The following is an 11208-nucleotide window of genomic DNA, read 5'->3' as shown; positions in this document are numbered from 1 at the left end:
TCCCCGGCCAGATATTGCCGCTCGAACTCCTTGTTCTCGCCCACATAGCTGGAGATCATCTTCCTGACCTGACGCGTGCGCAGCAGCTTGCCCAGCCCCTCGCCATCGATCCCCGCATTGTTGGAGGCGATGGTCAGTTCCCTGACACCCGAATCCCGGATCGCATCGATCAGCCGCTCGGGTATCCCGCACAGACCGAACCCGCCAGCGCACAGATGCATGCCGTCGAACAGCAAACCCTCCAACGCATCGATCAGCCGCTCGGGTATCCCGCACAGACCGAACCCGCCAGCGCACAGATGCATGCCGTCGAACAGCAAACCCTCCAACGCACTCGCCGCATCGGGGTAGAGCTTGTTCACCATCGCCTGTCCTCCTGCCGGGAATCCGCCCAAGGAGATAGAAGCAACCCAGCAAAGGGTCAATTTGCTGCAACGGCGAAAGTCGCAACCCCGCCGATACCGCAATAACTCCCGCGCAGGCGCTCCAATGAGGCAGGCGGCTCATGACCGCCCCGTCCTGCCCCGTTCAGACACCATCCTAACAGGCTCCTGCCTCCGCGGGAGCATGGCGCACCCTCTTGCCAGCGCCTCAGATCAGCCCAGCCAATGGACTTGAAGGATCGGCATACATGCGCTTCGCCATCCGCCCGGCCCGATAGGCCATCCGGCCCGCCTCGACCCCGGCCTTCATCGCGGCGGCCATCAGCACCGGGTCCTTCGCCTCGGCAATGGCCGTGTTCATCAGCACGCCGGTGCAGCCCAGTTCCATCGCCTCGGCCGCTTCGGAAGCCGTCCCCACGCCCGCATCGACCAGCACCGGCAGCCGGGTCCCTTCCACGATCAGCCTTATCGTCACCCGATTCTGGATGCCCAGCCCCGACCCGATCGGCGCGCCCAGCGGCATGATCGCCACCGCACCCGCATCCTCCAGCCGCTTCGCCGCAATGGGATCGTCCACGCAATAGACCATCGGCTTGAAGCCTTCCTTGGCCAGTATCTCCGTCGCCCGCAGCGTTTCCACCATGTCGGGATAGAGCGTCCGCGCCTCCCCCAGCACTTCCAGCTTCACCAGATCCCAACCGCCCGCCTCGCGCGCCAGGCGCAAGGTGCGGATCGCCTCCTCCCCCGTGTAGCAGCCCGCCGTATTGGGCAGATAGGTGATCTTCCGGGGATCGATAAAATCCGTCAGCATCGGCGCCTTGGGGTCCGACACATTGACCCGCCGCACCGCCACGGTGACGATCTCCGCCCCCGAAGCCGCGACGGCCGCCGCATTCTGCTCGAAATCCCTGTACTTGCCCGTGCCGACGATCAGCCGCGAACGGAAGGTCCGGCCCGCCACGGTCCAGCCATCCTCATCCACCGCCGGGACATCGCCGCCGCCCGCCACCGGATGGTCGCCGCCGCCAACGAAATGCACGATCTCCAGTTCGTCGCCATCCTCGACGCACACCTGCGCCAGCGTCGATCGCGGCACCACCTCCAGATTGCGCTCCACCGCCACCTTCTCCGGCACGAAACCCAGTTCGCTCGCCAGCTCCGCCAGCGTCATGCCCGCACGCACGCGGCGATGCTCGCCATTGATATGGATGGACACGGTTCCGTCGACGCTCAATGCTCTGTCCTGTCAAACAAGGTGTCTCGACTTGGCGCGACACGAAGGGCTAAAGATCAGCGCGCATATAGGGGCGTCGACGCCCCACCCGCAACCATAAGGGGACCGCCATGGCCGAAACGCGCAAAATCTATGTCCTGAACGGTCCCAACATCAACATGCTCGGCACGCGGGAGCCTGAAATCTACGGCTATGACACGCTGGACGACATTGCCGAGCGGATGGAGGACGCCGCCAACCGCGCCCATGTCGAGATCGATTTCCGCCAGTCCAACCATGAAGGCCATCTGATCGACTGGCTGCAGGAGGCGCATGCGGAGGGGGCGCACGCCGTCATCCTCAACGCCGCCGGCCTTACCCACAGCTCCGTCGCGCTGCACGACGCGATCAAGGCCATCACGGTCCCGGTGATAGAGGTGCACCTCTCCAACCCCCACCGGCGCGAGGAATTCCGCCACAAAAGCTATGTCGGCATGGCGGCGAAGGGGACCATCGCGGGCTTCGGCGCCCTGTCCTACATGCTCGCGCTGGAGGCGGCGCTCGAACTGTAGCTCGACGCACATAAGTTGCGCTCCGGCGCAAATGCGCATAGGCGCGGGCATCGGAACACGAAATTCACCGTCCAGGGACTGAAAATGAACGACAAGGCTGAAAAGGGCGCAATGCAGGTGGACGTACAATTGGTGCGCGATCTCGCCGCGCTGCTCGACGACACCAACCTGACGGAAATCGAGGTGGAGGACGGCGACCGCAAGATCCGCGTCGCGCGCAAGGTGGGCGGCGGCGCCGTCACCTATGCGCCCCCGCCCGTCGCCGCCGCTCCGGTCGCCACGGCCGCGCCGGCCGCCGCCCCCGCTCCGGCCGAAGCCGCCGCCCCGGCCGTGGCCGCCAACGCCATCCGCTCGCCCATCGTCGGCACCGCCTATCTCGCCGCCGAACCGGGCGCGGCGCCCTATGCTGCCGTCGGTTCGACCGTGAAGGCGGGCGACACCGTGCTGATCGTCGAAGCCATGAAGGTCATGAACGCCATCACCGCGCCCCATGCCGGCACGGTCAAGGCCGTGCTGGTCGATAACGGCCAGCCGGTCGAATATGACCAGCCGCTGATCGTCATCGAATAAGGGCCGCTTCACACATGGCCATCGAAAAGCTGCTGATCGCGAACCGGGGCGAAATCGCGCTCCGCATCCATCGCGCCTGCCATGAAATGGGCATCAAGACGGTGGCGGTGCATTCGACCGCCGACGCCGACGCCATGCATGTGCGCCTCGCCGACGAAGCGATCTGCATCGGCCCGCCCGCGGCGAAGGACAGCTATCTCAACATCGCCGCGATCATCTCCGCCGCCGAAATCTCCGGCGCGGACGCGATCCACCCGGGCTATGGCTTCCTGTCGGAAAACGCCCAGTTCGCGGAGATCGTGGAGGCGCACAACATCGCCTTCGTCGGTCCCAAGCCCGAACATATCCGCATCATGGGCGACAAGGTGGAGGCAAAGCGCACCGCCGGCGCGCTCGGCCTGCCGCTGGTTCCCGGCTCCGACGGCGCGATCTCCGACATCGCGGAAGCGAAGGAAATCGCCGCGAAGATCGGCTACCCCGTCCTCATCAAGGCGGCCTCTGGCGGCGGCGGACGCGGCATGAAGGTCGTGCCTTCCGAAGACCAGCTCGAAACGCTGATGAAGCAGGCCGGCTCCGAAGCCAAGGCCGCCTTCGGCGACGACACCGTCTATATGGAAAAATATCTGGGCAATCCCCGGCATATCGAATTCCAGGTCTTCGGCGACGGCAACGGCAACGCCATCCACCTGGGCGAACGCGACTGCTCGCTCCAGCGCCGCCACCAGAAGGTGCTGGAGGAGGCGCCCTCCCCCGTCCTCTCCACCGCCGAGCGCGACCGGATGGGCGAAGTCGTGCGCAAGGCGATGGCCGACATGGCCTATCGCGGCGCGGGCACCATCGAATTCCTCTGGGAAGACGGCGAATTCTACTTCATCGAGATGAACACCCGCCTGCAGGTGGAGCATCCGGTGACGGAGATGATCACGGGCGTCGATCTGGTGCGCGAACAGATCCGCGTGGCGGAGGGCAAGCCGCTCTCGGTCGAGCAGAAGGACCTGGTCTTCACCGGCCACGCCATCGAATGCCGCATCAACGCCGAAGACCCGCGCACCTTCGCGCCCTCGCCGGGCACCGTCACCAGCTATCATGTGCCGGGCGGCATGCATGTCCGCGTCGATAGCGGCCTGTATCAGGGCTATAAGGTGCCGCCCTATTATGACAGCATGATCGGCAAGCTGATCGTCTATGGCCGCACCCGCGAAGGCGCGATCATGCGCCTGCGCCGCGCGCTGGAGGAATATGTGATCGAGGGGATGAAGACCACGATCCCGCTCCACCAGAAGCTGCTGACCGATCCCGATTTCCTCAACGGCGACTACACGATCAAGTGGCTGGAAGAGTGGCTGGAACGTGAGGGATAAGAAGGCATGAGGGCGACCATCTGGCACAACCCCCGCTGCTCCAAGTCGCGCGCGGCGCTTGCGATCCTGGAAAATGCACCGGGGGTCGACGTAGAGGTCGTCGAATATCTCAAGACTCCGCCCAGCCGCGCCGAAATCGAGGCGGTCCTGAAGAGGGCGGGCGTCCGCCCATCGGAAGCCGTCCGCAAGGGCGAGGGCATAGTGAAGGAAATCGGCCTGGACGTGTCGGACGACAAGGCCGTCCTCGACGCGATGGCCGCGCACCCGATCCTGATCGAACGCGCCATCGTGATCACGAACAAGGGCGCGGTGATCGCCCGGCCGCCAGAGCGGGTGAGCGAAGTCCTCTAGCCCGCGTCGTTATGCGTCATTCTGCGCTCGACCCAGGGCTACGGCCGAAATGGAAGACGAAAAAGGGTGGGTAGCGGACTATCCGCTTTCGGAGCATAAAGGGGCGGACCGGACAGAGGCCCAATCGCAAATGTCTTGGAATCAAACCCATGGAAGGCGAGCTTTTTGCGGTCTCGTTCTATGAAGAAGGGGTATCGCGAACGCGCAAGCTGGCCACTTACTTGGCGACGTGCGGGCTTAACCGACTGGCCTGCGATATCCGCACTCGGAGACGACCACGATTGGGCGCGAAAGACGGAAACGGGGTTCGTTGCCGAGTTTGGCAATGAAACCTTGTTTTTGATTGATCGGGATTGGTTTGGCTGGCCTGATCCACCCCAATGGGGACTGGCATCGTTTGATGCAGCTAAGGGTGAGTGGAACTTGTGGGGTAATTTTTCAGATTTGCCCCATGCGTGGACTGTTCCCGACCCCTTGTATGGGCCGGAAAGAAATCCAGTTTAGTCCGGTCATGGAGCAGATTTATTTACAATTGAATGACTGACTTTTGGTCGCCTGCCGCTGGGCGGCTTTCCAATTCCGAACCGGACCAACAGCTTATCGGCGGCGCGGGGTGATTCGCAGGCCGGGAGCGACGATCGCTGGGTGGAAAGTGGAATGACCGTTTTCGGAATGGAAGCTCTGAAAGCAGACTGCCCTAACGGCGGCTAGATAACCCAGCGGACATCTCGATAAAGTAGAAACAGGCCGCCTCCCTCGTCTCGCGGAGGACGGTATGCACCCACCGCATCGCATATCCGAGCCGTGATCGCCGTAAGCTCCCAGCCAAGACTGTTCAGGTCTTGATCTTCGACATACCCACTGATCAGCTCACCTATGCCGTGCTCCTCGCCGAAACGACATGCGCGTTCGGCGTCTTCGATGCAATCCAGCGGCCAATGCTCGTTCGCCCACGCCCAAAGCCAGTTGCCAGCCTTAGCGCTCGTTGACCCGACAACTTGGATGTCAGCGACTACCCTTGACTGCCCATTCTCCGAGAAAACTAATTGGCGTTGGGAAAGCTCGTAGTCGAAGCGTGGCCAATCACCGAGCCGGAAACGCTCTTTCAGAAGTGCGTTCTTGTCCTGGAGTTGGTGAACCGCTTCATGTCGCCATGCGGAATACCAGTCTGGATCTTCCACTCCTGCCGCTCCAAAATGATTTATACAATGTCCGCTCTAAGGAATGGAAACGAATATAGCTACCGCCTTACTATGGTCGATTTTGCACATGCATATTATCGATGCGGCGAGCCGGGAGGGGCCTCATTTCCGATGAAGCCTAGCGGATAGCCTGAGGCCATAGCTGCGTTGGTTAGGCACCAGAGGGTTTCCTCATCCAATGCGCCAGTCGCAAGCGCGCTGTCGTTGAATGTCGACATACCGTTTAACGGTTTAAGGGTTCCGGAGGCTTTCGGCCCGCAAAGCTTCTCAAGAGAGCGGGCAAAAGCCGAACTGTTAGATTGTTTCTGATCGTAGGTCGGCAAGCGAGAGAGCAGCCCCTTCTTGTCCAACCAAGCCTTCGCATCAGCTTTTGCCTGTTCACGCGACAGGTTCCAATATAACGGCTGATATGCCTTCTCTATCGGCGCAGGAAATGTGACATAGTAATTTGAAGCGAGCGAGGCGAGCGCCGCGCACCGCAGTTGCTCGTCAGAGATCGAGGCATCGTCCAGAACGTCGATTACATCTTCTTGAAGCGTGTCATCGAATTTTAAATCGACCTTTTTGAATCCGCATGCTGCGATCTTTTGTATCGCGATTTCCGGCCTGACCAGCACAGGTGGCGTATCAAACGCAACAGCGAAAAATAAAAATCCGATCAACAGCGTCTTCATTTGGGCGTTGTGCCTTCATAGATTTACGGCTGCAAGTGGTCGTTTCCAAACCCCACCTCCGACGCCTGAGCGGCAACCTTCGATCAGGCGTAACACAAAAACCACAGAGGGCTCCAAAAACATCCTATTTCTCCAACGGGGGCCGATCAGGCCTGTCCTATTCCGCGCCGACCCGCTTATCCCACCACCCTCTTTGAAACGTCCGACCCATCCCCCCTCACGCCCACGCGCGCCCAGGCACGCGCGCGCATACACTGTGAACTTCGACCGGAAAATGACGGATTTCCGCCCTTTCCAACACATCACCCCCGCCCCGAACCGGGAACCCGCCTCCTACACCGACAACCCCACTGGAGGCGCGCGCCCTAACCCGCTATCCCCTCCCCCCATGGCCCAGAATCATCTCTATCTCGTCGACGGCAGCGGCTATATCTTCCGCGCCTATCACCAGCTTCCGCCGCTCACCAACAGGCATGGCCAGCCCGTCGGCGCGGTCTATGGCTATACCACCATGCTCTGGAAGCTGGCCGACGAACTGGGCAAGGCGGAGGGCCCCACCCACCTCGCCGTGGTGCTGGACAAGGGCAGCCACACCTTCCGCAACGACATGTACGACGCCTATAAGGCGAACCGACCGCCGCCGCCGGAGGATCTGGTCCCGCAATTCCCGATGATCCGCGACGCCACCCGCGCTTTCTCCCTCCCCTGCATCGAGGAAGCGGGGTTCGAGGCGGACGACATCATCGCCAGCTACACCAGGGCCGCCGTCGCGGCGGGCTGGCACGTCACCATCGTCAGCTCCGACAAGGACCTGATGCAGCTGATCCAGCCCGGCGTCGACATGTACGACACGATGAAGAACGAGCGGCGCGGCGCCGACTATGTCATGGCGAAATTCGGCGTCCAGCCGGAACAGCTTGGCGACGTGCTCGCCCTGATGGGCGACAGCGTCGACAATGTCCCCGGCATCCCCGGCATCGGCCCCAAGACCGCCGCCAAGCTGATCACCGAATATGGCAGCCTGGAAGCCGCGCTCGAAGCCGCCCCTTCGATGAAGAAATCGAAGATGCAGGAAAATCTCATCGAACATGCCGACATGGCCCGCCTGTCGCGCCGGCTCGTCGCGCTGCATGACGCCATGGACCTGCCCGAACCGCTCGACGACCTGACGCTGAAGGGCATTCCGCTGGAGCCGCTGCAGGCCTTCCTCGAACATCACGGCTTCAAGTCGCTGCTCGCCCGCGCCGGCGCGCCCGCCGCGGCCGTGGCGGTCGCGACCGCCGCCGCCGCCGTCACCGAACTCGCCGCCCCCGCCGCCCCGGTGCTGGAGGAGGAACCGCCGATCGACCGCAGCCTCTACGAAACGGTGGTTACGGAGGACGCGCTCGACCGCTGGATCGCCGCTGCCCATGCCGAGGGGCTGGTCGCCGTCGATACGGAGACGGACATGCTCGACTGCGTGTCCTGCGCGCTGGTCGGCGTCAGCCTCGCCGTCGGTCCCAACGCCGCCTGCTACATCCCGGTCGGCCATGGCGGCAAGGACATGTTCGCGGAGAAACCCGACCAGCTTCCCCTCGCCCTCGTCCTCGCGAAACTCAAGCCGCTGCTGGAGGATGACAGCGTCCTCAAGATCGGCCAGAACCTCAAATATGACATCACGGTCCTGCGCCGCCATGGCATAGAGATCGTCCCCTATGACGACACCATCGTCATGAGCTTCGACCTCGACGCGGGCCAGAGCCTCGCGGGCCACGGCATGGACGAGGCGGCGAAGGTGCACCTCAATCACACCTGCATCAGCTTCAAGGATGTCTGCGGCACCGGCAAGAGCCAGATCAGCTTCGCGGAAGTCCCGCTCGACAAGGCGACCGAATATGCCGCCGAGGATGCCGACGTCACGCTGCGCCTGTGGAAGCTGTTCAAGAACCGCGTCGCGAATGAAGGCGCGACCCGCGTCTACGAGCTGGTCGACCGCCCGCTCGTCGCGGTGATCGCGAAGATGGAGCATGAAGGCATCAAGGTCGACCGCGAGGCGCTCTCCCGCCTCTCCGCCGAGTTCACCGCCGAGATCGCCAAGCTGGAAGGCGAAATCCACGGCCTCGCCGGCCAACCCTTCGCCATCGGCTCCACGCAACAGCTTGGTGCGATCCTGTTCGACAAAATGGGTTACAAGGGCGGAAAGAAGGGCAAGTCCGGCGCCTATTCGACCGACGTCACCATCCTGGAGCAGCTCAAGGCCCAAGGCGCGGAAATCGCGGGCAAGGTACTCGACTGGCGGCAGCTTTCCAAGCTCAAGTCGACCTATACCGACGCGCTTCAGGCCCAGATCAACAGGGACACCAGCCGCGTCCACACCAGCTACAGCCTGTCCGGCGCGCAGACCGGCCGCCTGTCCTCGACCGACCCCAATCTCCAGAACATCCCGATCCGCACCGAAGTCGGCCGGCAAATCCGCCACGCCTTCGTCGCGGAACCGGGCAATGTCATCCTGGCGGCGGACTATAGCCAGATCGAACTGCGCCTCGCCGCGCACATGGCGGACGTGCCCGCGCTGAAGGAGGCGTTCGCGAACGGCGAGGACATCCACGCCGCCACTGCCCAGCAACTCTTCGGGGAGGTCAACCGCGACACGCGCGGCCGGGCCAAGACGATCAACTTCGCCATCCTCTACGGCATCAGCCGCTGGGGCCTAGCCGGACGGCTGGAGATCAGCGCCGACGAAGCGCAGGACATGATCAGCCGCTATTATGAACGCTTCCCCGGCATCAGCCTGTACATCACCGACACGATCGAAAAGGCGCGCTCAAGGGGCTATACGGAAACCCTGTTCGGCCGGAAGACATGGTTCCCGCGCATCAAGGCGCCTGTCCAGCACGAACGACAAGGCGCCGAACGGGCCGCGATCAACGCACCTATACAGGGCACGAGCGCCGACATCATCAAGCGCGCCATGGCCCGCATGGGCCCGGCGCTCGCGGCGGAAGGGCTGCATCAGGTCAAGATGCTGCTGCAAGTGCACGACGAACTTGTCTTCGAACTGCCGGAAGGCGATGTGGAACAGGCTAGCACCGTCATCCGCCGCGTCATGGAAGGCGCCGCCGAACCGATCGTGAAGCTGAGCGTGCCGCTGGGCGTCGAAATCGGCCACGGCCCAAGCTGGGGCGCGGCGCACTAGAGCCAATCGACATTCAGCCCTGACGGCCTGCAAATAACGCTTTTCCGTGTTTCCGGTGCTCACCTACCTTGAGTAGGCTGCGCGCCGGGTCACGGAAATCCACCATTTTCGGCTTGTCATCTTCTGAATGTCGATTGGCTCTAATCCTTGAAGGCGCGGCGCGCCGGGAATTCACCCCCGCGCGTACCGGTCCTCATACCGAACGATGTCGTCTTCCCCCAGATAGGTCCCCGTCTGCACTTCGATGAACACGACGGGAATCTTCCCCGGATTCTCGACCCGATGCTTCGCCCCCGCCGGGACATAAAGCGACTGGTTTTCCGTCAGCAGCGTCACCTCTTCATTCACAGTGACCTTGGCCGTCCCTTCGACGACGATCCAATGTTCCGACCGATGGAAATGGCTCTGCAGGCTCAATGACTGCCCCGGCTGCACGACGATCCGCTTCACCTGGAAGCGCTCGCCCGCCAGCAGGCCCTCCACCCAACCCCATGGCCGGTGATCCTTGGGGAAACTCTCCGCCTGCGCGGCGCCCTTCTTCTTGAGCGCCTCGACGGCCAGCTTCACATCCTGCGAGCGCGCCTTGTCCGCGATCAGCACCGCGTCGTTCATCGCCACCGCAATGATGTTGCTGAGCCCGATGCCGACCAGTTCCATGCCTTCACTGTCGGACCGCAGCAGCGTATCGCTGCAATCGATCGCCGTCGCCCCGCCGCTCACCGTCACTCCGGCCGTATCCGGACCGGCATGGCTCCACACCGCATCCCAGCCGCCCAGGTCGGACCAGCCAGAGCCATAGGGCACGACCGACAGATTGTCGGCCCGCTCCATGACGGCATAATCGATGGAAATGTCCGGCGCGCTGTCCCATGCTTGCGCCGCCAGCCGCAAAAAGCCCAGATCGCCTTCCGCCGCCTCGACCGCCGGCCGCACCGCCGCCAGCACGTCGGGCGCATGGGCCTCGAAGGCGGCGACCAGATCCTTCGCCGCAAACAGGAAAATCCCCGCATTCCAGAGATGATCGCCGCTCGCCAGCATCTCTGCCGCACGAACCGCATCGGGCTTTTCGACAAAGCGCACCAGCTTGATCGGTTCGCCCGATCCATCCGGCCGGGCGACGACCTGCAAATAGCCATAGCCGGTTTCCGGCCGTGTCGGCTGAATGCCGAAGGTCACCAGATCGCCGGCATGCGCCGCCGCCAAGCCTTGGCTCACCGCCGCACGGAAGGCCTCTGCATCGGGCACCACATGGTCCGATGGCGCGACCAGCATCACCGCCTCCGGATCGTCCGCCATCAAATGCAGGGCCGCCGCCAATATGGCGGGCGCCGTGTTGCGCACCGAAGGCTCGATCATGATGGCCCGCGGATCGGCGCCTTCCTGCGCCAGTTGTTCGGCTACGATGAAACGGAACGCCGCGTTGGTCAGGACGACAGGACGGCCAAAGGCGAAACCCTCGCCCGCACCCGACAGCCGCCGCACCACGGAGCGGAACAGCGTCTCCTCCCCCAGCAGCGGCACGAACTGCTTGGGATAGGATTTGCGCGACAGGGGCCACAACCGCGTCCCCGATCCACCGGCCAATATGACTGGCGTAACCTGCTGAAATTCTTTTCCTTCGATACCCGGCATGCAACTCACTCGAACAAGGCGATCCATCCCGATGGGACCATATCCGCCCCTCTTATCGCCATTCCGTGAAAGCAC

The 11208-nt window shown here is 63.1% G+C and carries 10 protein-coding genes; 5 read left to right on the top strand and 5 right to left on the bottom strand.

Annotated elements, in window-relative coordinates:
• Both A0J57_RS16755 and thiS read right to left on the bottom strand, forming a co-directional pair.
• Window positions 1-305: CoA-transferase (locus A0J57_RS16755; protein ID WP_328587041.1), on the bottom strand; the 305-nt coding region annotated here is incomplete at its 3' end.
• Between the two features lie 286 nt (window positions 306-591).
• Window positions 592-1617, bottom strand: coding sequence for a sulfur carrier protein ThiS (gene thiS / locus A0J57_RS16750; RefSeq protein WP_076605761.1), 1026 nt, complete (start codon window positions 1615-1617; stop codon window positions 592-594).
• Between the two features lie 110 nt (window positions 1618-1727).
• On the opposite strand from thiS, the gene aroQ reads away from it, so the two are divergent.
• From aroQ to arsC, 4 genes are all read left to right on the top strand, one after another.
• The gene (gene aroQ, locus A0J57_RS16745; RefSeq protein WP_025549846.1) at window positions 1728-2168 is read left to right on the top strand and encodes a type II 3-dehydroquinate dehydratase; all 441 of its coding nucleotides are present in this window, start codon (window positions 1728-1730) and stop codon (window positions 2166-2168) included.
• An 84-nt stretch (window positions 2169-2252) separates the two neighbouring features.
• Window positions 2253-2738, top strand: a complete 486-nt coding sequence (gene accB, locus A0J57_RS16740) for an acetyl-CoA carboxylase biotin carboxyl carrier protein (RefSeq protein ID WP_025772776.1) — start codon at window positions 2253-2255, stop codon at window positions 2736-2738.
• A 14-nt stretch (window positions 2739-2752) separates the two neighbouring features.
• Window positions 2753-4099 (top strand): acetyl-CoA carboxylase biotin carboxylase subunit, encoded by a 1347-nt coding sequence (gene accC / locus A0J57_RS16735; protein WP_025549844.1) that lies wholly within the window; start codon window positions 2753-2755, stop codon window positions 4097-4099.
• 6 nt (window positions 4100-4105) lie between these two features.
• Window positions 4106-4450 carry an arsenate reductase (glutaredoxin) gene (gene arsC / locus A0J57_RS16730; RefSeq protein WP_061940958.1) on the top strand — a complete coding sequence of 115 codons (345 nt, stop codon included), beginning with the start codon at window positions 4106-4108 and terminating at the stop codon, window positions 4448-4450.
• A gap of 707 nt (window positions 4451-5157) precedes the next feature.
• Here the strand turns inward: arsC and A0J57_RS16725 are convergent.
• Together A0J57_RS16725 and A0J57_RS16720 are read right to left on the bottom strand one after the other, a co-directional pair.
• Entirely contained in the window at window positions 5158-5631 is a 474-nt protein-coding gene (locus tag A0J57_RS16725) for a DUF6882 domain-containing protein (RefSeq protein ID WP_061940955.1), read from the bottom strand.
• A 95-nt stretch (window positions 5632-5726) separates the two neighbouring features.
• Window positions 5727-6326, bottom strand: a complete 600-nt coding sequence (locus A0J57_RS16720) for a hypothetical protein (protein WP_061940952.1) — start codon at window positions 6324-6326, stop codon at window positions 5727-5729.
• A 388-nt stretch (window positions 6327-6714) separates the two neighbouring features.
• Between A0J57_RS16720 and polA the strand changes: the two genes are divergently transcribed.
• Window positions 6715-9501 carry a DNA polymerase I gene (polA, locus tag A0J57_RS16715; protein WP_062017268.1) on the top strand — a complete coding sequence of 929 codons (2787 nt, stop codon included), beginning with the start codon at window positions 6715-6717 and terminating at the stop codon, window positions 9499-9501.
• A gap of 171 nt (window positions 9502-9672) precedes the next feature.
• Here the strand turns inward: polA and A0J57_RS16710 are convergent, their stop codons facing one another.
• Complete coding sequence (locus A0J57_RS16710; RefSeq protein WP_061937959.1) at window positions 9673-11133, bottom strand: mannose-1-phosphate guanylyltransferase/mannose-6-phosphate isomerase; 1461 nt, start codon at window positions 11131-11133, stop codon at window positions 9673-9675.
• Between the last annotated feature and the right edge of the window lie 75 nt (window positions 11134-11208).

This window comes from Sphingobium sp. 22B (genome assembly GCF_001580035.1).
Taxonomy (GTDB): Bacteria; Pseudomonadota; Alphaproteobacteria; order Sphingomonadales; family Sphingomonadaceae; genus Sphingobium; species Sphingobium fuliginis.
This window is presented reverse-complemented; position numbering and strand designations above follow the sequence as displayed.